Source organism: Burkholderia sp. Bp9099, from assembly GCF_003857805.1.
Lineage (GTDB): Bacteria > Pseudomonadota > Gammaproteobacteria > Burkholderiales > Burkholderiaceae > Burkholderia.
In genome coordinates this window covers 188,292-212,946 of the sequence record NZ_QTPU01000005.1, presented here as the reverse complement: position 1 = coordinate 212,946, position 24,655 = coordinate 188,292, and the positions used below count along the sequence as shown (strand labels likewise).

At 66.5% G+C, this 24,655-nt stretch carries 24 protein-coding genes; 5 read left to right on the top strand and 19 right to left on the bottom strand.

All coding sequences use genetic code 11. The annotated features are described in order from the left end of the window. Positions 1–10 precede the first annotated feature (10 nt). The 14 genes from DIE17_RS07485 to flhD form a co-directional block, all read right to left on the bottom strand. Entirely contained in the window at positions 11–514 is a 504-nt protein-coding gene (locus DIE17_RS07485) for a DUF2844 domain-containing protein (RefSeq protein ID WP_124486866.1), read from the bottom strand. Between the two features lie 285 nt (positions 515–799). Continuing rightward, positions 800–1,531 (bottom strand): protein phosphatase CheZ, encoded by a 732-nt coding sequence (gene cheZ / locus DIE17_RS07480; RefSeq protein WP_124486865.1) that lies wholly within the window; start codon positions 1,529–1,531, stop codon positions 800–802. 1 nt (position 1,532) lies between these two features. Continuing rightward, positions 1,533–1,928: a chemotaxis response regulator CheY gene (cheY, locus tag DIE17_RS07475; protein WP_006754880.1), complete on the bottom strand. Its 396-nt coding sequence runs from the start codon at positions 1,926–1,928 to the stop codon at positions 1,533–1,535. 67 nt (positions 1,929–1,995) lie between these two features. Next, a complete protein-coding gene (locus tag DIE17_RS07470) occupies positions 1,996–3,090 on the bottom strand; it encodes a chemotaxis response regulator protein-glutamate methylesterase (protein ID WP_044846376.1) in 1,095 nt (364 codons plus the stop codon). Then, positions 3,087–3,848, bottom strand: coding sequence for a chemoreceptor glutamine deamidase CheD (gene cheD / locus DIE17_RS07465; RefSeq protein WP_124520477.1), 762 nt, complete (start codon positions 3,846–3,848; stop codon positions 3,087–3,089). Before cheD ends, DIE17_RS07470 begins: the two co-directional genes overlap by 4 nt. Further along, positions 3,845–4,858, bottom strand: coding sequence for a CheR family methyltransferase (locus DIE17_RS07460; protein ID WP_124486863.1), 1,014 nt, complete (start codon positions 4,856–4,858; stop codon positions 3,845–3,847). The genes cheD and DIE17_RS07460 overlap by 4 nt, the downstream gene beginning before the upstream one ends. Before the next feature lie 3 nt (positions 4,859–4,861). Continuing rightward, positions 4,862–6,826, bottom strand: a complete 1,965-nt coding sequence (locus DIE17_RS07455; RefSeq protein ID WP_124520476.1) for a methyl-accepting chemotaxis protein — start codon at positions 6,824–6,826, stop codon at positions 4,862–4,864. 37 nt (positions 6,827–6,863) lie between these two features. Further along, the gene (gene cheW, locus DIE17_RS07450; protein WP_039320139.1) at positions 6,864–7,379 is read right to left on the bottom strand and encodes a chemotaxis protein CheW; all 516 of its coding nucleotides are present in this window, start codon (positions 7,377–7,379) and stop codon (positions 6,864–6,866) included. A 48-nt stretch (positions 7,380–7,427) separates the two neighbouring features. Continuing rightward, the gene (gene cheA / locus DIE17_RS07445) at positions 7,428–9,710 is read right to left on the bottom strand and encodes a chemotaxis protein CheA (RefSeq protein ID WP_124920783.1); all 2,283 of its coding nucleotides are present in this window, start codon (positions 9,708–9,710) and stop codon (positions 7,428–7,430) included. A 33-nt stretch (positions 9,711–9,743) separates the two neighbouring features. Beyond that, a complete protein-coding gene (locus DIE17_RS07440; protein WP_044849175.1) occupies positions 9,744–10,121 on the bottom strand; it encodes a response regulator in 378 nt (125 codons plus the stop codon). Positions 10,122–10,228: 107 nt separating this feature from the next. Then, positions 10,229–11,248, bottom strand: coding sequence for a flagellar motor protein MotB (gene motB / locus DIE17_RS07435; RefSeq protein WP_044849176.1), 1,020 nt, complete (start codon positions 11,246–11,248; stop codon positions 10,229–10,231). A gap of 13 nt (positions 11,249–11,261) precedes the next feature. Beyond that, the gene (motA, locus tag DIE17_RS07430) at positions 11,262–12,122 is read right to left on the bottom strand and encodes a flagellar motor stator protein MotA (RefSeq protein WP_124486860.1); all 861 of its coding nucleotides are present in this window, start codon (positions 12,120–12,122) and stop codon (positions 11,262–11,264) included. A gap of 200 nt (positions 12,123–12,322) precedes the next feature. Next, positions 12,323–12,877, bottom strand: coding sequence for a flagellar transcriptional regulator FlhC (flhC, locus tag DIE17_RS07425; RefSeq protein WP_124520474.1), 555 nt, complete (start codon positions 12,875–12,877; stop codon positions 12,323–12,325). Positions 12,878–12,971: 94 nt separating this feature from the next. Continuing rightward, positions 12,972–13,292 carry a flagellar transcriptional regulator FlhD gene (gene flhD, locus DIE17_RS07420; RefSeq protein WP_014895554.1) on the bottom strand — a complete coding sequence of 107 codons (321 nt, stop codon included), beginning with the start codon at positions 13,290–13,292 and terminating at the stop codon, positions 12,972–12,974. A gap of 665 nt (positions 13,293–13,957) precedes the next feature. On the opposite strand from flhD, the gene DIE17_RS07410 reads away from it, so the two are divergent. Then, positions 13,958–15,022 (top strand): glycosyltransferase family 4 protein, encoded by a 1,065-nt coding sequence (locus tag DIE17_RS07410; protein ID WP_044849179.1) that lies wholly within the window; start codon positions 13,958–13,960, stop codon positions 15,020–15,022. 107 nt (positions 15,023–15,129) lie between these two features. On the opposite strand, the gene DIE17_RS07405 is transcribed toward DIE17_RS07410, so the two are convergent. Beyond that, a complete protein-coding gene (locus DIE17_RS07405) occupies positions 15,130–15,426 on the bottom strand; it encodes an H-NS histone family protein (protein WP_006489320.1) in 297 nt (98 codons plus the stop codon). A gap of 298 nt (positions 15,427–15,724) precedes the next feature. On the opposite strand from DIE17_RS07405, the gene aqpZ reads away from it, so the two are divergent. Further along, the gene (gene aqpZ, locus DIE17_RS07400) at positions 15,725–16,465 is read left to right on the top strand and encodes an aquaporin Z (RefSeq protein WP_044849180.1); all 741 of its coding nucleotides are present in this window, start codon (positions 15,725–15,727) and stop codon (positions 16,463–16,465) included. Between the two features lie 105 nt (positions 16,466–16,570). Here the strand turns inward: aqpZ and DIE17_RS07395 are convergent, their stop codons facing one another. After that, positions 16,571–17,404 (bottom strand): Cof-type HAD-IIB family hydrolase, encoded by an 834-nt coding sequence (locus tag DIE17_RS07395; RefSeq protein ID WP_124520473.1) that lies wholly within the window; start codon positions 17,402–17,404, stop codon positions 16,571–16,573. Positions 17,405–17,696: 292 nt separating this feature from the next. Next, a complete protein-coding gene (locus DIE17_RS07390; RefSeq protein WP_124520472.1) occupies positions 17,697–18,578 on the bottom strand; it encodes a BadF/BadG/BcrA/BcrD ATPase family protein in 882 nt (293 codons plus the stop codon). A gap of 141 nt (positions 18,579–18,719) precedes the next feature. On the opposite strand from DIE17_RS07390, the gene DIE17_RS07385 reads away from it, so the two are divergent. Then, positions 18,720–19,325: a DNA-3-methyladenine glycosylase I gene (locus DIE17_RS07385; RefSeq protein WP_124520471.1), complete on the top strand. Its 606-nt coding sequence runs from the start codon at positions 18,720–18,722 to the stop codon at positions 19,323–19,325. 301 nt (positions 19,326–19,626) lie between these two features. Here the strand turns inward: DIE17_RS07385 and rpsU are convergent, their stop codons facing one another. Beyond that, complete coding sequence (rpsU, locus tag DIE17_RS07380; protein ID WP_006401410.1) at positions 19,627–19,839, bottom strand: 30S ribosomal protein S21; 213 nt, start codon at positions 19,837–19,839, stop codon at positions 19,627–19,629. 1,054 nt (positions 19,840–20,893) lie between these two features. On the opposite strand from rpsU, the gene DIE17_RS07375 reads away from it, so the two are divergent. Both DIE17_RS07375 and fliD read left to right on the top strand, forming a co-directional pair. Then, the gene (locus DIE17_RS07375) at positions 20,894–21,718 is read left to right on the top strand and encodes a flagellin (protein ID WP_124520470.1); all 825 of its coding nucleotides are present in this window, start codon (positions 20,894–20,896) and stop codon (positions 21,716–21,718) included. Between the two features lie 185 nt (positions 21,719–21,903). Further along, positions 21,904–23,370: a flagellar filament capping protein FliD gene (gene fliD, locus DIE17_RS07370; RefSeq protein WP_124520469.1), complete on the top strand. Its 1,467-nt coding sequence runs from the start codon at positions 21,904–21,906 to the stop codon at positions 23,368–23,370. 76 nt (positions 23,371–23,446) lie between these two features. On the opposite strand, the gene DIE17_RS38405 is transcribed toward fliD, so the two are convergent. Then, on the bottom strand, positions 23,447–24,346 hold the full coding sequence (locus tag DIE17_RS38405; RefSeq protein WP_221621944.1) for a hypothetical protein: 900 nt from the start codon (positions 24,344–24,346) through the stop codon (positions 23,447–23,449). Positions 24,347–24,655 lie beyond the last annotated feature (309 nt).

Below are 24,655 nucleotides of genomic sequence, written 5' to 3'. Positions count from 1 at the left end.
TCTCCCGCTGTCACTGGATGTCGTTGCCGGTCAGCCCGGCAGGCAGCGCCGCCGGCAGCCATGCCTGGCCCGCGAAGGCGCCCATGTGGCCGCCCGTGCGGATCACGAGGCCGCTCGTGTCGACGGACACGGGCGCGCGCCAGCCGCGCGCCGCATGCGCCGCCTGGACGCCGGCCGTGTACTGCGGGAAATAGCTGCCGAGCAGCGACTCGAGATCCGGCATGCTCGGCCCGCGCCAAGCGAGGCCGAACACGGTGCCGGCCGCGCTCGCGTATTCGTGGATGACGGTGCCCGATCCGAGCGTGATCTCGCGGACGGTGTAGGCGGCCGCGCTCGCCTGCGCGCCGTCGGCGGAGCGCATCGCGCGCTGCAGCGCGCGCACCGTGGCGGCGTGATCGTCCGCCGGCGGCGACATCGGTGCGCCGCCCAGTTCGGCCTGTGCGTGGACGGCCCACAGCACACCCATTGCAGCCGTCGCGTGCGCGGCGGCCCAGCCCAAGCGTTTCAGCTTCACGTTCCCCCCCAAAGGGACTGGCTTCGTTGCCGGCGGTGCCGCCATCAGGCACGGCGCCGCGGGCCAACAAATCAAAGTCTTAAGAATGACGCTTCGTTGCTGCTGATGCGTAGTATGCCTGCGGAGTGTGTCGGAGTGTCAAATCAACGATGCATGACGCGGCGCAGCATGACGAGCGACACGACCCGCGCGCGGGGGGGCTCGGCGGGAGAGGCAGGGTGAAAGCCACGCACACCGGGCGCTCCGCGAACGGAGAGCGGCGCGGTGGCGTGCGGTGCGGCACGGTCAGAAGCCGAGACTCGCGAGCAGGTCGTCGACCTGCGCCTGGTCCTGCACGACGTCGGACTTGCCTTCCGGTGCGATCTGCGGCCCGTTCAGCAGCGACTCGGGGCTGCCGGTCGCGCTGATCTGCTCGGCCGCGAGCGCGGCCGCGGTCGCCGCGAACTGCTCGCGCCGCTCGGGCGCGATATTCTCGACGAGCACGGTGAGCAGCTGCTGCTCGATCAGATAGACCATGTCCATGATCTTCTTGATCACCTGCCCGGTCAGGTCCTGGAAATCCTGCGCGAGCATGATCTCGAGCAGCTGCGCGCTGGTCGCGGACGTCGCTTCGGGCAGCGCGCGCAGGAACGTGCGCGTGTCGTCCATCAGCTCGCGCACGTCCGCATGCTCGATCGGCGCCGCGTACCACTGCGCCCAGCGCGCGTCAAGCGCCTCGGCCTCGCTCTGGATGCGCGCCTGCACCGGCTTCGCGACCTCGATCGCGTTCAGCACGCGCTCGGCCGCCTGCTCGGTCATCGTCGCGACGTAGCGCAGCCGGTCGCGTGCATCGGGCACGGCTTCCGCCGCACGCTCGACATGCTTGTCGAGCCCGAGCTCGCGCATCGAATCGCGCAGCGTGCGCGTGACGTGGCCGATGCGCGCGAGGATCCGGTCGCTCGCGTAATCGGCGCCTTCGGCGTGGCCGTCGGCGCTGAACGCAGCGCCGGCGAGCGCCGCATGGATCGGCTCGTTCACGTCAGCTCCCGGCCTTGGCCATCTTGTCGATGATCTTGTTCAGCTTCTCGTCGAGCGTCGCGGCCGTGAACGGTTTCACGACGTAGCCGCTCGCGCCGGCCTGCGCGGCCGCGATGATGTTCTCCTTCTTCGACTCGGCCGTGACCATCAGCACCGGCAGATGCGTGAGCGTCGCGTCCGCGCGGATTTCCTTCAGCATCGCGAGGCCGTCGAGGTTCGGCATGTTCCAGTCCGAGATCACGAAGTCGAAGCCGCCGCCGCGCAAGCGCGCGAGGCCGGCTGCGCCGTCCTCGGCTTCGTCGACGTTCGTGTAGCCCAGTTCCTTGAGCAGGTTGCGGACGATCCTGCGCATCGTCGGGAAATCGTCCACCACCAGGATTTTCATGCTCTTGTCCATCGTCGTTCCTTTGCAGATTCGTTACCGTCGGGGCCCGCGGCTTCGCACGTGCCCCGTGACATTTCATTCAGACGCGTTGCACGCGGTCACCCATCGTCGCCAGCCGCGCCATCACGCGCCGGCTCATCTCCGCAAGCGGCGCGACCTCGTCCGCGCCGCCGAGCGCGATCGCCTCGCGCGGCATCCCGAACACGATGCAGCTCGCCTCGTCCTGCGCGAACGTGTGGGCGCCCGCGCGCTTCATGTCCAGCAGGCCGGCCGCGCCGTCGCGCCCCATCCCCGTGAGGATCACGCCGATCGCGTTCTTGCCCGCGTGCTGCGCCGCCGAGCGGAACAGCACGTCGACCGACGGCCGGTGGCGGTTCACCGGCGGCTCGTCGGACAGCTGCGCGATGTAGTTCGCGCCGCTGCGCGCGAGCAGCAGGTGCGCATGGCCCGGTGCGATGTACGCATGGCCCGGCAGCACGCGCTCGCCGTGCTCGGCTTCCTTCACCGCGATCCGGCACAGGCCGTTCAGCCGCTGCGCGAACGACTTCGTGAAGCCGGGCGGCATGTGCTGCGCGATCAGCACCGCCGGCGCATCCGGCGGCAGCGGCGTCAGCACCTCGCGGATCGCCTCGGTGCCGCCCGTCGACGCGCCGATGATGATCAGCTTCTCGGTACTGACGAGCGGGTTGTTGATCATCGGCGCGGCCGGCTGGCCGCTCGCGGTGCGCGCGGCGGCCGCCTGCGGCTGCGGTGCCTGGCGCACGCGGGCGCGCGACGCCGCGCGGATCTTGTCCGCGAGCTTTTCCGCGTAGTCGAGCATGCCGTCGCGGATCCCGACGCGCGGCTTCGTGACGAAATCCACCGCGCCGAGTTCGAGCGCGCGCAGCGTGATCTCGGAACCGCGCTCGGTCAGCGACGACACCATCACGACCGGCATCGGCCGCAGGCGCATCAGCTTCTCGAGGAAGTCGAGGCCGTCCATGCGCGGCATTTCGACGTCCAGCGTCAGGACGTCCGGGTTGTGCTGCTTGATGAGTTCGCGCGCGACGAGCGGATCGGGCGCGGTCGCGCATACCGTCATGTCGGGCTGGCTGTTGATGATCTCCGTCATCAGGCTGCGGATCAGCGCCGAATCGTCGACGCACAACACTTTGATCTTCTGCACTGCGGTCATGCCTCCTGCTTTCTCGAATGGTTGGCCGCGTACGGGCTGCCGGCGTTCGGGCTGGTGGCCTTCGCGTTCGCCGGCTGCGCGCCCGCGCCGCCGCGTGCGCCGAACAGCTCGATGCGCGGGCGCGCCGGCGGCGGCGCGGCCGGGCGCTTCGCCGCGAACAGCTCGACGTGCGCGCGCGTCCGGGCGGCGTGCACGCGGTCGGCCTCGCGCGCCAGCGCGGCTTCGCGCTCGGTCACGCCCGGCACCTGCAGCCGCAGCTTCTTCACCATCGCGCGCCCGCTGCGCGGCATGAACGCGACCTTGCGCGGGTGCACGCCCTGCAGGTCCTCCGCGGTGATGCGGATGCGCTCGAGCGCGAGATAGCGGCGCACGAAATCCGCGTTGCGGTCGCCGATGTTGATGGTCGTCATCCCTGCCAGCACGGCCGCGCCGCCGAACACCTTCGCCTCGAGGCGCTCGCGGCGCCCGCCGGCCTTGATCAGTTCGTTCATCAGCACTTCCATCGCATACGCGCCGTAGCGCATCGACTCCGATGCGGCCGCGCCGGCGTCGGCGCCGTCGTCGGGCAGCATGAAGTGATTCATCCCGCCGATGCCCGCGATCGGGTCGTGCAGGCACGCGGCGACGCACGAGCCGAGCACGGTCATCAGCACCATGTCCTCGGACGTCGTGTAGAACTCGTTCGGCAGCAGCTTCACGCCGGGGCGCTCGAAGTGGTTGTCGAAGTAACGATTGGTGGCGATCGGCAGCGCGCTCATCCGCGTTCTCCGTAAGCGGGCGCGGCGCCCGCGGCACGCGCATGGGCGCGCGGCGGCACCGCCGCGGCCGGCGCCGCGCCGCGCGGGCGCAGGCCCGGCGCGGCGTCGTGCCCCAAGGGCACTTCCTTCGGGGCGCGCGTCAGCTCATACACCGTCTGCCCGCGCAGCCGGAACGCCTGCGAGACGTAGGTGAAATTCTCCGAATGCCCGGCGAACAGCAGCCCGCCCGGTTTCACGAGCGGCTCGAAGCGCGACAGCACCTGCCCCTGCGTCGGCTTGTCGAAATAGATCATCACGTTGCGGCAGAAGATCGCGTCGAACGGCTTCGCGATCCCGTAGTCGGCATCGGTCAGGTTCAGCTGCTCGAAGCGGATCATCGCGCGCAGCTCCGGGCGCACCTTCACGCGGCCGGCCTGCGCGCCGGTGCCCTTCAGGAAGAAGCGCTTGAGCCGCTCCGGGCTCAGGTGCTTGACCTGGTCGTACGTATAGATGCCGGCCTCGGCCTTCGCGAGCACCTGCGTGTCGAGGTCGGTCGCGAGGATCGATGCGCCGCGCGCAGCCGATTCGCCGAGCGCCTCGATCAGCGTGATCGCGATCGAATAGGGCTCCTCGCCGGTCGACGCCGCCGAGCACCACACCGACACGGGCGCCGCGCGCCCCTTCACGAAGTCGGCCAGGATCGGGAAATGGTGCGACTCGCGGAAGAACGCGGTCAGGTTCGTCGTCAGCGCGTTGGTGAACGCCTCCCACTCGAGCGGATCGTCCTCCTGCTCGAGCAGGTCGAGGTAGTCGCGGAACGTGTCGAGGCCGCGGGCGCGCAGCCGGCGCGCGAGCCGGCTGTACGCCATGTCGCGCTTGTGCTCGGACAACGAGATGCCCGCGCGTTGATGAATCAGCGCGCGGATGCGTGCGAAATCCGCGCCGGTGAACGCGAAGTCGCGCCCCGGCTCGCCCGCGCGGGGCGAGGCATCCGGTGCATCGGGTCGAAACGGTGCGCGCGCGGACGGCATGGCTTAGAAGGTCTCCCAGTCGTCATCGGACGTGCCGGCCGCGGCCAGCGCCGGCTTCTCGCTGCTCAGCGCCGGACGCACCAGCGCGGGCTTGTCGGCCGGCTTGTGCGCCGGTGCGGCGGCCGCCTTCGCGAGACGCGGGCCGTAGCCGCCCGCGGCCGGCGCTTCCTTCGCCGTGCGTGCGGCGGCGTCCGGCGCACGCTTCGTTTCGTGGCTCGCGGCCGGTGCCGATGCATGTGACGCATGCGACGCGGGCGCAGGCGACGCGCGGCGCGCCGGCTGAACGGCCGCCTGCGGTGCCGGCAATGCGGCCGGCGCGGTTTCATGGCGGCGTTCCGACGGCGACGCCAGCGCCGGCGCCGATGCGTGCGCGGCCGGGCGTGCGGCGCCGCGCGACGGCGCGAGCGCGATGCCGCCCGCGACGCGCCACGCCGACACGACCGCCTTCATCTGGCGCGTCTGCTCCTCGAGCGACGCGGCGGCGGCCGCGGCCTGCTCGACGAGCGCCGCGTTCTGCTGCGTGACGGAATCCATCTGGCCGACCGCGCGATTGACCTGCTCGATGCCGGTCGACTGCTCGTCCGACGCGGCGCTGATCTCGCCCATGATGTCGGTCACGCGGCGCACGGCCTGCACGATCTCGTCCATCGTCGAGCCGGCCCGCGCGACGAGCGCCGACCCGCTGTCGACCTTCTCGGCCGAATCGCCGATCAACTGCTTGATTTCCTTCGCGGCGCTCGCGCTGCGCTGCGCGAGCGAGCGCACTTCGCCCGCGACCACCGCGAAGCCGCGGCCCTGCTCGCCGGCCCGCGCGGCTTCGACCGCCGCGTTCAGCGCGAGGATGTTGGTCTGGAATGCGATGCCTTCGATCGTGCCGATGATGTCGACGACCTTGCCCGAGCTGGCCGCGATGTCCTGCATCGTCGACACGACCTGGCCGACCACCTCGCCGCCCTGCGTCGCGATGTCGGACGCGTTCACCGCGAGCTGGCTCGCCTGCCGCGCGTTCTCCGCGTTCTGCCGCACGGTGCCGGTCAGCTGCTCCATGCTCGATGCGGTTTCCTGCAGCGACGCGGCCTGCTCCTCGGTGCGCTGCGACAGGTCGGTGTTGCCGGTCGAGATCTCGCGCGCGCCGACGTCGATCGATTCGGTGCCGCGATGCACGGCCTGCACCATCGCCGTCACGGCGTCCTGCATCCGCTTGATGCCGCCGAACAGGCGGCCGATCTCATTGTTGCTGAACACGTTCACCGGCTGCGTGAGGTCGCCGCCGGCGATCCGCTCGAAGTGCGCGATCGCGTCCTCGAGCGGCTTCACGATCAGCCCGCGCAGCACGAAGCGGATCGCGATCACGACGACGAACGCGATCGCGATGCCGGCCGCGATCAGGCCGATCATCAGCGAGATCTGCGATTGCGTCGCGGTCTGGCGGTCGTTCGCGCGCTTCTGCAGCGCCGCGACCACGGCCGATGCCGTCTGGTCGTACGCGACGAACATCGGGCTGATCTTCGTGTCGGCGACCGCGTGATACGCGGCCATGTCGCCGGCGCGCGCGGCCGCGAACTCGGGCTCGACGCCTTCCTTCACGATCGTCGTATAGCGTGCGGTGAGCTCGTCGACGAGCGCCTGCTCGATGCCGAGCTTCGGCGTGGCCTGGAACGCCTGCCAGTTCTGGCTCGACTTCGCGTACAGCTCCTGCGCGCGGTCGAGCACCTTGCCCGCCTCGGCCGTGTTGCCGGCTTCGGTCAGGGTGCGGAAGCGGTCGAGCGCCACGCGCGCGCGCAGCAACTGCGCCGACGTGTCGTCGAGCGCATGGATCGCCGGCAAGTCGACGTGCGCGATCTCGTCGAGCGAGCGGCTCGCGCGATCGAGCGCGTAGAGGCCGAGCCCGCCGACCGCGGCGGCCAGGCCCACGAGGATGAGTCCGACCGCCGTGAGCGTCGTGCGGATCGACCAGTTATGCAACATTGCAGATTCTCCCGAAGTTCCTGCGCGCGCGGCGCGCTTACGCGCCGAGCGTCTCGATCAGCGCCATTTCCCGGCTCGACATCAGCTTCTCGATGTCCATCAGGATCAGCATCCGGCCGTCGACCGTGCCGAGGCCCGTGAGGTACTCGGTCGTCAGCGTCGCGCCGAATTCCGGCGCCGGCATGATCTGGTCGGTCTGCAGCGTCAGCACGTCCGACACGCCGTCGACCACCATCCCGACCACGCGGTTCGACACGTTCAGGATGATCACCACCGTCTGGTGGTCGTACTCGACGCGGCCGAGATGGAACTTGATCCGCATGTCGACGATCGGCACGATGATCCCGCGCAGGTTGATCACGCCCTTGATGAAGTCCGGCGCGTTCGCGATGCGCGTGACGCTGTCGTAGCCGCGGATTTCCTGCACCTTCAGGATGTCGATCCCGTACTCCTCGTCGCCGAGCGTGAAGACGAGGAATTCCTGGCCCGTCGCATCGCCCTGCTCCGCATCGCGGCGGCTGGTTGCCGCGTTCGCCGCGGCCGGATTGATCATTTGGACTTCAGCGGACACGTTTGCCCCCAATCGGTTGAATGGCGAGAGTCAGAAAATGGCGAGCTCGGCGCCGGCTCGGGCGCCGTGCGTCGCACGGGTTTCGCGGTTCAGCGCCGCGACGTCGACGATCAGCGCGACACTGCCGTCGCCGAGAATGGTCGCCGCAGAGATGCCGTGCACCTTGCGGTAATTGGTTTCGAGGTTCTTCACGACCACCTGCTGCTGGCCGACCAGCTCGTCGATCAGCATCGCGAAGCGGCGCCCCTCGGTTTCCATGATGGTGACGATGCCCTGGGTCGGATCGGTGCGCGCGTCCTCGACCGAGAACACCTCGTGCAGCGCGACGAGCGGCAGGTATTCGCCGCGCACGCGCACCACGCGCTCGCCGTTGCCGACCGTGTAGATGTCGTCGTTCGACGGCTGCAGCGACTCCATCACGAAATTCAGCGGCAGGATGAAGATCTCGCTGCCGACCTTCACCGACATCCCGTCGAGGATCGCCAGCGTGAGCGGCAGCACGATCCGCGTGGTCGTGCCGCGACCGGCCTGCGACGTGATCTCGACATGGCCGCCCATCGACTGGATGTTGCGCTTCACGACGTCCATCCCGACGCCGCGGCCCGACACGTCGGTCACGGTTTCGGCGGTCGAGAAGCCCGGCGCGAAGATCAGCTGCCAGACTTCGTCGTCGCTGATGTTTTCGGAAATCTGCATGCCCTGCTTCGCGGCCTTCGCGAGGATCCGCTCGCGGTTCAGGCCCGCGCCGTCGTCGCTGACCTCAATCACGATGTTGCCGCCGTGATGCGCGGCCGACAGCACGAGCTGGCCGACGCCGTCCTTGCCGGCGGCGACGCGCTTGTCGACCGTCTCGATCCCGTGGTCGAGGCTGTTGCGCACGAGGTGCGTGAGCGGGTCGATGATCCGCTCGATCAGGCTCTTGTCCAGCTCGGTCGCCTGGCCGAACGTGACCAGCTCGACCTGCTTGCCGAGCTTGCCGGCGAGGTCGCGCACGAGCCGCGGGAAGCGGCTGAACACGTAGTCCATCGGCATCATGCGGATCGACATCACCGCTTCCTGCAGGTCGCGCGCGTTGCGCTCGAGCTGCGCCATCCCGTTGAACAGGCGGTCGTGCAGCGCCGGATCGAACGCGCTCGCGGTTTCCGCGAGCATCGCCTGCGTGATCACGAGCTCGCCGACCAGGTTGATCAGCTGGTCGACCTTCTCGACGCCGACGCGGATCGAGCTGCCTTCGGCGCCCGATGCGGCGGCGGCCGGGCGCGGACGCTTGTCGTCGTGGTGCGCGGCAGCCTGGGCAGCCTGCGCGGCGGGTTCTGCGTGCGGTTGCGATGCCGGTTGCGATGCCTGTTGCGATGCCTGTTGCGATGCCTGTTGCGGCGCCGGTTGCGCGGCGGCGCTCGGCTGCGCCTGCGGTGCGGCGGCGGCCGGGGTGGCACCGGGGGCTTGCGCGAAGACCTCGACCCGCGCGGCCGGTTCCGGCGCGGCGACCGGTTCGACGGCGGCCGGTTCGACGGCGGCCGGCGTGGCGGCAGGCGCCGCCGGTGCGGCCGGCGCGGTGCCGCGCGCGATGCGGATCTGGCTGTCGTCGATCACGAAGCAGCACACGGCGACGATGTCGTCGGACGGCACGTCCGATTCGAGCCACAGCGTCAGGTCGGCGCCCGCTTCCTCGCGGCCGACGATCCGGCCGAGATTGCCGAGCTCCTCGGTGAGCAGCGCCTGGTCCTTCGCGTCGACGCCGAGGAGCGTGATCTTCAGGTGCGGGCCGTCCGTGCCGGCAGCCGCCGCCGGATGCGCGGCCGCGACCGCCTGTTCGACCACGTGATCGGGCGCGCGGTCGCTGGCGGAGGTAGCGGCGGCCGGCGCCGGTGCAGTCTCCACGGCAGGCGCGGCAGGTGCGACGTCCGCGGGGGCGCCCGCGCCGCTCTCCGCCTTCAGGCGTTCGAGCTTCGCGCAGATCGTCGCGGCAGCCGCCGCGTCCGGTTCCGCGCTCGCGCGATAGTCGACCAGCTGGTCGGACAGCACGTCCTTGGTCTCGAGGAACGCGTCGACCATTTCCTTGGTCAGCGTCAGCTCATGGTTGCGCGCGCGGTCGAGCAGCGACTCGAGGATGTGGGTCGTCTCGGTCAGCGCGGAAAAGCCGAACGTCGCCGCGCCGCCCTTGATCGAATGCGCGGCGCGGAAGATCGCGGCCAGGTCCTCGGGGTCCGGCGAGCCGACGTCGAGGTTCAACAGCAGTTGCTCCATCTGCGCGAGCAACTCGTCCGCTTCGTCGAAAAAGGTCTGGTAGAACTGCGTGATGTCGAGAGTCATGCCCGGTCACCGGTTGGATTCGTCGCGTTCATGTCAGGAGGCGGTCTGCTCGGACAGCGTCGCGACCAGGTCGATCAGCACGGCCGGGTCGATCGGCTTTTCGATCCAGCCGGTCGCGCCCGCGTCGCGCGCGGCGTCCTTGAACGCATCGCTGCCTTCGGTCGTCAGTACGAGAATCGGCGTGTCCGCATACGCCGTCAGCTTGCGCAGCGCGGCGATCACCTCGAGGCCGTTCCTGCGCGGCATGTTCTGGTCGGTCAGCACCAGGTCGTACGGCACGGTGGCCGCCATGTCGAAGCCGGCTTCGCCGTCCGGCGCCACCGTCACGTCATAGCCGGCCTGCGCAAGCGTCGCCTGCAGCAGCGCACGCATGGTCGCGGAGTCGTCGATGGCGAGAATGGTTCGGATCATGTCGGGCTCCGCAGGACCGCTCCAGGGTGGCTGACCGCCCCCTCGGGGGGCAGCGAACGAAGTGAGCGTGAAGGTTGTTTCATACGCGTCTCGAAATCTTGGAAACGTCAGGGTTTCGGCACCACGGCGACGGCGCTCGCGAGCACCGGTCGCGCGGCCGGCGCCGTGCCGTCGAGCTGCTGGGCCAGTTGCTTCGAGCCCGCGGCGTCGGCCGACAGCGTCGTGGTCGTCGTGTCGTCGCGCATCAGCGCGTCTTCGGATTTGCGGTTCAGCACGATCACGCTGATCCGGCGGTTTTCCGGATCGAGCGGATCGGCCTTGTTCAGGTTCTGCGTCGACGCGAGGCCGAGCACGCGCAGCACCTTCGACTCGTCCATGCCGCCCGCGATCAGCTCGCGGCGCGACGCGTTCGCGCGATCGGCCGACAGTTCCCAGTTGCTGTAGCCGCCCTCGCCGCCCGCGTACGGCACCGCGTCGGTGTGGCCCTGGACGATGATCCGGTTCGGCACGTCGTTCAGCGTCTTGCCGATCTCGCGCAGGATGTCGCGCATGTACGGCTCGACGTGGTCGCTCGACATCGCGAACATCGGCCGCTTCTGCGAATCGACGATCTCGATGCGCAGCCCCATCAGCGTCGAATCGATGCGGATCTGCTGCTTGAACTGGCGCAGCGTCGGATTCGCCTCGATCGCCGCCATCAGCTTGATCTGCAGGTCGTGCAGGCGCGCCTGCTCGAGCCGGTCCTGTGCGCCCTGCGCCTGCGAGCGCGTCCTGTCGTCGCCGGCCTTCGCGACGCGATCGGCGAGCGACGTCGTGCCGTCGGTACGGCGCAGCGTGCCGGCATCGAGGCTCGACAGGTCGCGGCCGCCGCCGTTGATGATGCTCGAGTCCTGCGAGCTGCGATCGCCGCTGCCGAACAGCGCGGCCTTCAGCGGCGTGTTGAAGTACTCGGCGATCCCCTTCAGCTGCACCGGCGTGACCGAGCTCAGCAGCCACATCAGCAGGAAGAACGCCATCATCGCGGTCATGAAGTCCGCATACGCGAGCTTCCAGGCGCCGCCGTGGTGGCCCTTCTTCTGCGGGGCCACCCGTTTGACGACGATCGCGCGATCCTTGCTCTTGCTCATCGAATGCTCCGCGTCACTTCGCCTTCACGCGGCGCACATGCTCTTCGAGCTCGGTAAACGACGGCCGCTCGGTCGAGAACAGCACCTTGCGGCCGAACTCGACCGCGATCGCCGGCGCATAGCCGTTCAGGCTCGCGAGGATCGTCACCTTGATGCACTGGAACATCTTGGTCGACTCGGCGACGCGCTGCTCCGCGAGGCTAGCGAGCGGCCCGATCAGCCCGTACGACAGCAGGATCCCGAGGAACGTGCCGACCAGCGCCTGCGCGATCATCGCGCCGAGCACCGCGGGCGGCTTGTCGGCCGACGCCATCGTGTGCACGACGCCCATCACCGCCGCGACGATCCCGAACGCCGGCATCGCGTCGCCGACGCGCATCAGCGCGTGCGCGGGGCCTTCGCCTTCCGCGTGGTGCGTCTCGATTTCCTCGTCCATCAGGCTCTCGATCTCGAACGCGTTCATGTTGCCGCCCACCATCAGGCGCAGGTAGTCGGTCAGGAATTCGACGATGTGGCGATCCGCGAGGATCTTCGGGTATTGCGTGAAGATCGGGCTCTTGTCCGGATCGTCGATGTCGGCCTCGAGCGTCAGCGTGCCTTCCTTGCGGGCCTTCGCGAGCAGCACGTACAGGAGCGCCATCAGTTCCATGTAGACGTCCTTGGTGTACTTCGAGCCCTTGAAGAGCGTCGGCAGCACGCGCAGCGTCGCCTTGATGGTCTTCATGCCGTTGCCGAGGATGAACGCGCCGACGCCCGCGCCTGCGATCATCAGGATCTCGAGCGGCTGGACCAATGCGCCCAGATGCCCGCCTGCCAGCGCGTAACCGCCGAAGACGGACAACAGTGTCACGAGTGTTCCCACGATAATCAGCACTGCCTGTCCCTCACGAATGACCGGCGGGGAGACCGCCGTTAATCAGGTTTACGGCAGTCGGCAGGAAAACTTTGGCGGTCGCGCCGCGACCGCGCGGCGGTGTTTACCAGCAGGCCCCCGGCCGGTTCGCGCGGCGCGCGGCAGGCGTGCGGAAGGCGTGCGGCTCCCGCCCGGCCCCGCCCGGCCCCGCCCGGCGGCGTTCAGGCCGCGGCGGTGGCCAGCCCGGCGCGTGCGGCGGCCGCCTTGCGGGTCTTGCCCGCGCGCGACGGCGGCTGGCACAGGCCGCACACGAAACCTTGATGCGGATCATGCGCATGCGCGACGAAATGGCCGCCGCAGCGCGTGCACGGCGTCATCTGCAGCATCCCCGAGTCGAAGAAGCGCACCAGCGTCCACGCGCGCGTGAGACTCAGCGCGGCCTCGTCGCCGGACAGGTTCACGTGCTCCAGATAGAGCCGGTACGCCTTCACGATCGACTGGATCGGCTCGCAGCGGCCGTGGTCCTGCATGAACCGGTAGATGTTGTAGAACAGCGACGAGTGGATGTTCGGCTGCCACGTCATGAACCAGTCGGTCGAGAACGGCAGCATCCCCTTCGGCGGCGACGCGCCCTTCAGTTCCTTGTACAGCTTGATCAGGCGGTCGCGCGACAGGCTCGTCTCCGCCTCCAGCAGTTGCAGCCTGGCGCCCAGTTCGATCAGTTCGATGGCGAGGGTGATTTCCTTCACCTCGATCACGACGCTTTTGCTTGCCATGGTGAATAACCGTCCGCTTGACGTTGTTCGGATGAATCGCCAATACGCCGCCCGCCGACGCGGCGCGCCGGCACGAACGCAAGGCGGGGAGGGATCAGCGGACGCTTTCGACCGGCTGGCCGGCCATCAGGATCGCGGAATGCGCATGCGTGACGACGTCGCTGCGGCCTTTGTCGGCGAGCGACGACAGCAGCGCGTGATCGTCGAAGCGGAAACGGCACAACATCTGGTTCGATGCCGCGAGCTTCACGGTCTGGGCGAGCGTGAGGTTCGCGAGCACGTCGGCCAGTTCCTGGGAAACTCCCATGCGGAACATGCCCATCGCCTTGTCTTCCCGCAGCAGGCGCTGCGCGAGGAGGAGGTACGACAGGTTGACCTCTTTGATCTCACTGAGCATTTCGCTGGTGGCGCTCATGATTCCCCCGTTAAGAGCTTTTGCTTTGGCCTTTCATTGTGAAAACGTTTGCTCGATCGGGCGCCTGCTGACGCGCTGCCGGCACGTTTATAGTCTTACAGGGCGAATTCTGGCCAAACGGCATTTATGCCGGTATCAGCGAAGTGGCGCACGCCACGCAGGAATTGTCTGTAAACCGTGTAGGAATTTTTCCGACAAGGCGAATTGAAAGGGAACGAACGGCGGGGGCGAATGGGGCGCGAATGCGTCGGCGATGCGGTCCGCATGGGACGAATCCGGCTGAAGGCCATCCGGCAAGGCTGCCGGAAGTTGAATCGGTAAAAATTATAGTGGTTTTTCATGATAGCGCAACAATTGTGGTGGCTATCTCGTTTTATGTTTTCGCACCCTTTTTATCGGGGTTTTCGCGTATTTCATGGTGTAACAAGCCTTAAGTGTTTGAAAAAACAGTCGAACCCCTGAAGGCGATATCGATAATGGACTCAAATGGGCGGCGGCGGGAGCCGCGCCGGCCCGCCCCGCAGCTTGCCGCCCGGCGTCCCGCGCACCCCGCCACGGACCCGGCCACGCACCGCAGACAGCGTGCGTCGGCGAGTTCCGCAACCCTGCAGCGGACCAGCATGCGCGCTCGAGCGCTTTGCGCTGGTCGACACCGGAGAACGTCCATGCGTATTGCCCAGATCGCGCCGCTTTACGAAGCTGTCCCGCCGAAACTCTATGGCGGCACCGAGCGTGTCGTGTCCTACCTCACCGAGGCGCTCGTCGAGCTGGGGCACGACGTGACGCTGTTCGCGAGCGGCGACTCCGTCACGTCCGCCCGTCTCGAGGCGGCATGGCCGCGCGCACTGCGGCTCGACCCGTCGATTCGCGACTCGATGGCGCCCCATATGCGCCTGATCGAGCAGGTCGCCCGTGTCGCGCACGAATTCGACGTGCTGCACTTCCACCTCGACTACCTGCCGTTCCCGCTGATGTCGCGCCTCGACACGCCGTACGTGACGACGCTGCACGGCCGCCTCGACCTGCCGGAGCTGCAACCGGTGTTCGACGCGTTCCCGGACGCGCCGGTCGTGTCGATCTCGAACAACCAGCGCAAGCCGCTGCCGCAGGCCGCGTGGGCCGGCACCGTGTATCACGGGCTGCCCGACACGCTGCTCACGCCGCAACCGGACGTGAAGCCCGAATATCTCGCGTTCCTCGGCCGGATCTGCCCCGAAAAGCGGGTCGACACCGCGATCCGGATCGCCGCGCAAAGCGGGCTGCCGCTGAAGATCGCCGCGAAGGTCGACAAGGCCGACGCCGACTACTTCAAGGAAGTGATCGAGCCGCTGCTCGGCGAGGCGCATGTCGAATTCATCGGCGAGATCAACGAGGCGCAGAAGCCGGCGTTCCTGTCCGGCGCGAAGGCGCTGCTGTTCCCGATCGACTGGCCGGAACCGTTCGGCCTGGTGATGATCGAGGCGATGGCCTGCGGCACGCCGGTCGTCGCGTTCAACCGCGGCTCGGTGCCGGAAGTGATCGAGGACGGCGTGACCGGCTTCATCGTCGAGGACGTCCAGGGCGCGGTCGGTGCGCTGCACCGGATCGACAGCCTGTCGCGCGACGCGATCCGCGCGCGCTTCGATACGCGCTTCAGCTCGAAAGCGATGGCACGGCGCTATGTCGAAACTTACGAATCGCTTTGCGCGACGGCAAAGCGGCCGACCTTGCGCCGCGTCGCGAGCGCGTGACGCCGAAATTCGTCAGAAATATTCGGTGAAATTCGCGCCGAAATCGGCGCGTAAAACCCAAAGGCGCCAAAGAGCCGCAGTCGATGCGGCTCTTTCTTTTTGTGCGCTCATTCGATCAGGAAACGATCGCGGTTTTTCCCGACGATCCAATTCGGCGGCTTGCCGCGCCCGCTCCAGGTTGCACCCGACTTCGGGTCGCGGTATTTCGGGGGGAGCGGTGCCTTTTTCGGCGGACGGCCGCGCCGCGCTCGCTCCGCGAAGCCCAGATCCTGGGCCGTCAGGCCATATTCGGCAATCATTCGCTGGACGTCGGCGATCACCGCCGCCACTTCCTGGCGACGCACGTCATCCGCCTGGGCCTGCAGATCGGCGATCTGCGCCTTGAGCTTCGCGTATTGAGACATTTTTCGGCTCCCTTTTTCATGATGCGGCGCCGGCAGTTCCGGCCGGAACGCCAACACCCGTTACGTCATCCGCACTGCCGCCCTGCCCTTCAAAATTAATGCTGCCATCTTTAACCGAATCGGCTATATCGAGAATGCGGACTTATTCTAATAAAAGCCATTCGTCAGCCATTCGAATTTAACAATCGTTGACCCTCACCCAGCCGATTCATTTCCTATAATCCAGACCAATTCGGGGTGACGGAATAAATCATCCGGTCATCCGTTTGTCTTCAACCCACTTGAACGGGATCCTTACATGAATCTTTCTCAGCGTCTGGCTGCAGAGGTATTCGGCACGTTCTGGCTGGTGCTCGGCGGGTGCGGAAGCGCCGTGCTGGCCGCAGCCTTTCCGGGCCTCGGCATCGGCTTCGCCGGCGTCGCGCTCGCCTTCGGCCTGACCGTGCTGACGATGGCATTCGCGATTGGCCATATTTCGGGTTGCCACCTGAATCCGGCCGTCAGCGTGGGCCTGACGGTCGCCGGCCGCTTCCCGGCACGCGATCTCGCGCCGTATATCGTTGCGCAGGTCGTCGGCGCGACGCTCGGTGCGTTCGTGCTGTACCTGATCGCGACCGGCAAGCCGGGCTTCGACGTCGTCGGCAGCGGCTTTGCGACGAACGGCTTCGGCGAGCGCTCGCCCGGCCACTACTCGCTCGGCGCGGCGTTCATCTGCGAAGTCGTGATGACGGGCTTCTTCCTGTTCGTGATTCTCGGCGCCACCGACAAGCGCGCGCCGGCCGGCTTTGCGCCGATCGCGATCGGCCTGTGCCTGACGTTGATCCACCTGATCTCGATCCCGGTCACCAACACGTCGGTGAACCCGGCCCGCTCGACCGGCCCCGCGCTGTTCGTGGGCGGCGAGGCGATCGGCCAGCTGTGGCTGTTCTGGGTCGCGCCGATCATCGGCGCGGCAATTGCGGGGATCGTCTACCCGCTGATCGCGGGGCGCGACGATGCCGTCGGCCTCGTGCCCGCATCCGCTCGCACCAGCGAATAAAACACTACGGGGTCACGCGAGCAGAGCAGCGAGCCTCACGCTGTCGAACAACATCGAGGCAGGTAATTTGAACGGGCGCCGCTGGCGCCCGTTTTTCATGGCCGCTCAGGAAGCGGTGACGCCGTCGAGCGTGCCTTCCAGCGCGAACAGCGTGCGCAGGTGGCGGGCGACTCCCGCATCGAAGTTGTTGCCGATCCGAGGGATGTGCGGCAGGTGCGCGATCAGGTCGGGGTTCGCGTTGTTCATCATGAACGCGTGGCCGGCCGTTTCGAGCAGGTCGATGTCGTTCATGTTGTCGCCGAACGCGATGCAGTGGCCGGCGTCGACGCCGAGTCGCGCGAGCACCGTACGCAGCGCGCGGCCCTTCGACACGTTGGCGGTCATCACTTCGAGACAGTCGGGCAGCGAGTACGTGACGTACAGCGCATCGCCGAACCGCACGCGCATCTGCTCTGCAACCACCGCCAGATCGGCCGGCTCGCCGATGTACAGCACCTTCGCGATGTCGGCGCCGTCGTGCGCGGCCATGTCGATCACGTCGTATCGGAAGCCCGAATCCTGGTGGAATTCGAGCAGGTGCGGCGCGTCGCGGTCGATCAGCCAGCCGCGGTCGGTGAACAGGTTGACGATCACGCGCCCGTGCGCACCGGTCACGCCCGGCTGCACAAGGCCGCGGACGATCGCGGGATCGATGTCCTGCGCATGGATCGCCGTGTCGTCCGGCGCATGCACACGCGCGCCGTTCGACGTGATCAGGTACGGCCGGATGCCCAGCACGTCGCGGATGCCGGCGACGTCCGCATAGTGACGCCCCGTCGCGATCACGAACTGCAGGCCGTCGCGGTCGAGCCGGCGGACGGTCTCGATCGTGTACGGATCGAGCTGGTGGTCGCTGTTCAGCAGGGTGCCGTCGAGATCGGTGGCGATGACTTTGTACATGGGGGATGGGGGATGGGGGAGTGGCGCGCAGGACGCTGCGGAGCCGCCATTTTAACGTCGTGCCCGGGGGCGCGCCGGGTGGCTGGGAAATGGGGGCGGGTTTCAGGCCGTTCGGGTTTCGGTGCGTCGCTGGTTCGGCTGGGGCAGGCTGTTCGCTCGGTTCGCTCGGTCCGCTCGGTCCGCTCGGTCGCTCGGTCCAGTTTGCCCGCTCAACGTGCCCGTCCGTCGCTTTACCCGATCGGTCCGCCCGGCCGGCTCAACCCACTCATCGCACGCCGCCCACGCGCCCCTCTCACCCTGCTTCAGCCGCCCTCAACGCCTGCAGCGCGAGCCGCAACGCGCCGTGCGCGGAATCGTCGAGCGGCGCGCGCAGCCGCGCCGCATGGCGTGCCGGCACGGCCGGGGCCAGCGCGTCGGCCAGCCCGCCGCACAGCGCGACCGGCAGCGCCTGCTGCGGATCGAGCGCGTCGATCATCTTGCCGATCTCGTCGCCGGCCTGCGCGATCAGCGCCGCCGCATAAGAATGGTCGCGGTGCGCGAACACGATCGGCGCGAGGCGCGCGTAGATCGTCTGGTTCGCATCGCACGACCACTGGACGAGCGCGTCGCGATCGTGCGCGCCCGTTTCCGCGAGCAGCGCGCCGGCAAACGCGTCACGCGGCACGCGGCCGTCGAGCGCCTGCTGCGCGTACGCGAGCGCGCGCATGCCGAGCCACGCGCCGCTCGCCTCATCGCCGGACGGAAAGCCGAAGCCGCCCGCGATGCGGCAGTCGCCCGCGGCGTCGAGCGCCGCCGCGATGCTGCCCGTACCGAGCGCGACGATGAGCCCCGGCGCACCGCCGTGCGCGCCGACGACGGTCGTATAGGCGTCGCTCTCGATCGCCAGCGCGTCGAGCGGCGCCTGCGCGCGGAACGCGGCGAGCCACGCGGCATTGTTGACGCCCGCGAGCCCGCAGCCGAGCGCGCACTGCGACCAGTCGAACGCGAGCCCCGCCCGCGTGAATGCGTCGGCACAGGCCGCGCCGATCGATGCCCACGCGCGCTCGATGCCGAGGCCGAGCCCCGACGGGCCGCCGCGCCCCTGCGCGAGTTCGCGCCCGTGCCGGTCGGCGAGTACCGCGCGGGTGCCCGTGCCGCCGCCGTCGATGCCGATCGCAAAAAGGAATGCCGTCATGCGTTGATCCTGCTGATTCGAACAGGCGCCAAGCTTAACCGGATCGGTGCCGCGCGCCCATCTGCCGTTCGGCCAGCTATACCGTGAATGGGCCTTCCGCTATGCTGGCACGATCGAATCGACACTGGAACGAGGCCGGCGATGTCGCAGCGGTGCAACTGGGTAAAGACGGAAGCGGATGCTCACTATCACGATACCGAGTGGGGCGTGCCGTCGCATGACGATCGCCATCTGTTCGAGATGCTGATTCTGGAAGGCGCGCAGGCGGGACTGTCGTGGTCGACGATCCTGAACATGCGCGCCGGCTACCGCGAGGCGTTCGCCGACTTCGATGTCGACGCGGTCGCGCGCTTCACGCCGAAGCGCATCGAGAAACTGCTCGAGAACCCCGGCATCGTCCGCAATCGCGCGAAGGTCGAATCCGCGGTGACCAATGCACGGGCCGTGCAGCGCATTCGCGAGGATCACGGATCGCTCGCGCAATTCCTGTGGTCGTTCGTCGACCACACGCCGGTCCAGAACGCGTGGCAGTCGTATCGCGACGCGCCCGCGTCGACTGCCCAGTCGGATGCGCTCAGCAAGGCGCTGAAGGAGTACGGCTGCAAGTTCGTCGGCTCGACGATCTGCTATGCGCTGATGCAGGCGACCGGGATGGTCAACGACCATGAGACCAGTTGCCCGTGTCACGCCCAATGCGCGGCGCTCGGCGGCAAGCAGCAGCCGGCACGGCGCCGCAAGGCGGGCTGACGGCGACGAAGCTCACGGGCCGGTCGCCTTGGCGCGCACCGGCACGTCAGCACGCGCCGCCAGGTGATCCGCGCAAGGCGAGCCCGAACGCGGCGCCGATTTCCCGGTGAGCACGTCGGCGGCCTTGCCCGTTTGCTGCCGGCGGAACCGCCGTGCGGCCGTGCGGCCATTCGACCGTCTGGCAGTCGATCGGCCACTTTTCCGCCACGATCGGCAACCTTTTCCGGCCCCGAAAAGCAAAACGACGGAGCGGCTTCTATCGAAGCACGCTCCGCCGTTTCGCGGCGAACCGTAAACGCTCTTAGTGGAGCTTCTTCGGCAGCATCTGGCTGCGCAGGCGCTTGTGCAGGCGCTTGACGGCTGCTGCCTTCTTGCGCTTGCGGACTGCGGTCGGCTTTTCGTAGGACTGGCGTTCGCGCAGTTCAGCGATCAGGCCATTTTTTTCGATAGCACGGCGAAAGCGGCGAATCGCCACTTCGAACGGCTCGTTTTCCTTCAGAAGAATCGTCGTCATGTCGTTCCTAAATTGCTTAAACGGTCAAAAACGTAGCGGCCAAGCGCCACGCACCGGCCATCCGGGCGTCCCCACAACAGGCGAAACGAGCGGAAATACGGCCTCGGAGGCCGGAAAAGAGAGGCACAAAGCACCGCGGGTACGCTTCACAAGCCGCGTGCAGCGCCGCGTTTGACTGCCAGCAGGAATGCCGAGACGGCATAGGCGTGACAGAAAATCTCAATTCAGCCCGCCATGATATCAGGTAAACATAGCTTCGCCTACCGGTTTACCACTTTTCCGTCGCAATCACGCATCGCAGGCGTTCGAACGCCCGTCCAGCCTTGCCGCGCGCCGTTCGGGCCCTTTAAATGCGCGCCAGACTCTACCCAAACGCACCCAATGCCCCTGGTGCTTCCCCACTATAAAAAATAGAGCCAAATCTTCGGCGCCCCCTCCAATTTGGTTTCGAACCACCGAGGTCTGGTTCTGAGGCGGCCGGCACTGCATGCACGTATCCATTGGTACCAGCAGGGCTTTGCGTGCTTACCTACTAACAACAAAAAAAATCGGCTGCCGGCTGCAAACCGAGCGACTACCGCGCCGCCTGCCATCTCCCAACCGATCCGTACCGCCCCCAACCTAAAAATGTGGTTGATGTCCGCACCTCGCCGGAACGCGATCCGCGTCCAGTCATTGCTTCAGCTTCAACAGTATTCCTTGTCAAAACCGAATCTGCCACGGGTCTCGCTGGACCACGCGCGGAATTCAACAGGCCAGCCGCACGTCCGGTGCGGCATCGTCGGTACGTCAACCGGCTGCCGCGTGGGAGCGCCGCAGGTCCTCACACCGAACGAACGAAAGCGCATACGCAGGCGTCGAGGCCATGCTTGGCAAACCACAGAGCCAGTTCGGCCAGCCGGTACGCCAAAGCAACTTCGCATCTGCCCCTAAAGTTTGGTCGCATGGTCGCCGACAACCAGGAAAGGCGGGCGATGCAGGATGCCAAAAAGCGCGACGCCGAACACGAAACAGCCAAATTTAAACCGGGCGTTTTCCAAAAACGAGGATAGAAATGCTGAATATCAACACCAACCTTTATTCGCAAACGGCGCAAACCAACCTGTCGAATACGCAGAACGCGCTGTCGCAGGCAATCAACCGCCTGTCGTCGGGCAAGCGCATCAACTCGGCAGCAGATGACGCAGCCGGCCTCGCGATCTCGACGACGATGACGGCGTCGATCAACGCGTACAACCAAGGCGTCGCGAACGCGAACAACGCGGTGTCGATGGCTCAAACTGCTTCGAGCGGCCTCTCGGCAATTACCGCCAACCTGCAACGTATCCGCCAACTGGCAGTTCAGGCTTCGGACGATTCGATCGGCTCGGCTGCAGCCAACAATCTCGACACCGAAGTGCAAGCGCGTATTACCGAAATCGGCCGGATTACCAGCCAAACGACGTTCAACGGCATCAACTTGCTCGACGGTACCGCGAACGCCGGCGCGGTGCTGAATTTCCAGATCGGTGAAAAATCTGGCCAACAACTGTCGCTGGATCTGACTGGCAAGTACGATACGGCGACGCTCGGCCTGACCGGCAACGTCAAGACCTACGCCGCCGCGCAGACGATGATGGACACGGTCGACACGGCGCTGACGACGATCAACACCGCACAAGCTCAGCTCGGTTCGGACATCAACATCTACCAGGCAGCGATCTCGCAAACGACTGCGCAATCGACCAACCTGAACGCAGCCAGCGCACAGATCACCGACGCGAACTTCGCACAGGAAACCGCCAACCTGTCGAAGGCTCAAGTGCTGCAGCAAGCTGGCATCTCGGTGCTCGCGCAAGCGAACTCGATGCCGCAGCAGGTTCTGAAGCTCCTGCAATAAGGGCTAGATAACGCGCCACGTCACGCATTCAAGAAATGCGTGACGTGGCGGTCAATACGGATGCCAAAGAAAGAATGCTTATCCGAGGGCTCGCCTTCAGATAAGCATTTTGCGCATCGTGCGGCACATCGGCGCCGCCACGCCAATGCGCCCGGCGGCGCACTTTTTACCAGACGGAGTCCTCGATGTCGACGACGAACATTTCCAGCACCACGGCCAACAGCGCGCTGACACAGGCGGCGCAGTCCATCATCAGCGGAGTGACGAACTCGAACACGGACACGTCCGCACTCGTTTCCGCGATGGTTACGGCCAAGATGGCCGCACAGACCACGCAGAACGTCAACCGGCAAAATCTCGACAACACCACGCTGTCGGCCATCGGCTCGCTCAAGTCGGCACTGTCCTCCCTGCAATCGGCGCTGTCCGGGCTCACCGACGGATCGGCTCTGGCGAAAACCACCGCCACCGCGAGCGGCAGCGGCCTGAGCGCCACCACGTCGACGGGCTCGGTCGCCGGCAGCTATTCGATTGCGGTAACGCAAGTCGCCACCGCGCAGAAGCTTGCACTGACAGCGGGCGTGCAGCCGTCCACCAAACAGCTCGGGACGGGCAGCCTCACCATCACGCTCGGCAGCGGCGCGCCGATGACCGTCGGAATCAACACCGGCAACAACACGCTCGCGGGCATCGCCAGCGCAATCAATTCGGCGAGTGGCAATCCCGGCGTGACCGCCACCGTCGTTACCGGCACGGATGGGTCGCACCTCGTGCTGACCTCGAACGTGACAGGGGCGGCGAACACGATCCAGGTATCGACCAATTCGACAGACGGGCTGGCCAGCCTCGCGACCGTCGACAGCTCGGGCGTCGCAACAAACAACTACGTCGAGAAAAACAACGCACAAGACGCGATGCTCAGCATCGACGGCATCACCAATATCCAGAGCGCCAGCAACACGATCACCGGCGCCATTACAGGCGTGACGCTCAACCTCGCCACGTCGGCGGCAAACACGACCCAAACCCTCACGGTCGCGGCGGACAACACGTCAGCGACCAACGCGATCAACGGCTTCGTCTCGGCATACAACTCATTCGTGAGCACCGCATCGTCGCTGTCGAGTTTCGACTCGACCGCCGCTGCCGGCAGCCAGGGCGGGCCACTCATCGGCGATTCGATGCTGAATTCGATCGTCGGCTCGCTTGCCACGGCCCTTTCCAAGGGCGTAACAAGCGGCAGCAGCACCGTGAGCCTGAGCGCGCTCGGCATCAACCTGACGCCGAGCGGCACGCTCAGCGTCGATAGTGCGGCTTTGTCGAACGCCCTGACGCACAATTCGGCCTCGCTAGCGACCGCCTTCAACGCGACGAATGGCATCGGCGCAGTGCTGAACAACAACATCACGTCGTATCTGCAGACGGGTGGGATCATCGATACGCGCGTCAACGCGCTGAACAGCGACCTCGCCGACGCGAAGACGCAAGCGAAGACCCTGCAAGCGTATGCGAATCAGTTGACCGATCAGTACAATGCGCAATTCACCGCCCTCAATACGCTCATGGCGCGGATGCAGAACAACTCGCAGTATCTGACGCAGTTGTTCGGCGGCACCAATAGCGCCGGCGCACTCGCCACCAACAAGTCATAAGGCCCACCGGATGTATCGAGCCGCGCGGTACTTTTGAAATGGCACTGGAGTGATCGTCACGATGGATCAACCCACATTACTCGCACGCGTGTGGCAACTGACGCAGGCAATCGAACATGCCGCGACGATGGCGGACTGGTGCGGCGCGGCGCGTCTCGCGGAAGCGCGCTCGCCCCTGCTGATGTCGCTGAGCGCACCGCAAACGCCCGATGCGCTGGCGATCATCCGCCGCATACAGGCGATCGACACAGCCATCGCGGCCGACGCGGAAACGACGCAGCGGGAGTTGCATGCGGAGTTTCAGGCCGCACTCGGACGGACCGAAGCTGCCGGCCGATATCAGCAGATCGCGCAACTGTAACTGCATTGCCACTGCATTGCCGCCAGGTACGTCGCGAGCGGCACTTCGCGCCGGACGTTTCAGGGCCGGCGTCTTGCTCTGGCCTGCAGCCTCCAGCAGCCGTGCTTCTTCATCGCCCCGAAGCCGCCGCTCGCGATGCTGCCCCTTCGCCGGCCACTTGACGCCGTCGAGCGGATTGCCCATCGGCACCTCCCACAGCTCCCGCGCGGTCCTGAAAACGGCCGAGATGATGACCAGTTCTCGCCGGACAGTTTCGGCACAGCACTTTTTCAGGCGCTCGTCCCGGTAGTTCGCGAAATCGACCTTGCGCAACGTCGCCAGCGGCCGGGCGGCGAGCACGTGCTTCTGCAGCGCGCGGATGCGGACCACTTCGGTTTGCGAGCCACGCTTTTTGGGTGTCTCCTCCTTGGCATACCGGGCCAGCAGGTCGCCGAAGGTTACGCGCTCAAGCGCCGACCGGTCGATAAAGGAGCCAAGAGTCATCTCGGCCTCGGTCTTAGCGGCCCACTTCTGGGCTTCCTCAAGCGTCTCGAACGTTTCGGTCTGGGCGGGATAGCCCTTGCGGCGAATCAGGGCTTGGTACTGGTAGGGGCCACGGTGCGTGATGGAAGCCATCGCCTGTTCCTTATCTGGTTGGGGAACAGGGTATAGGTGCGAGTGCGGGGGATGACTGCAGCAGAATTGCTGCAAAAAGCCGGAAATCTTTAACGGCGTTGCCCGAGCTGCGCAAAAGTCCTTGATTTCACGACCTATTTTTGGCGCGCCCGGCTGGGATCGAACCAGCAACCCCTGCCTTCGGAGGGCGGGAAGCGGCATCCAACGACAACCAAGTCGATTCAAAAACCCGACACAAACCGTTGATTTTTATAGAAAAATAATTCAACCCCATCCAACCCCATTCCACCTATAATTTCCGTACCGTTT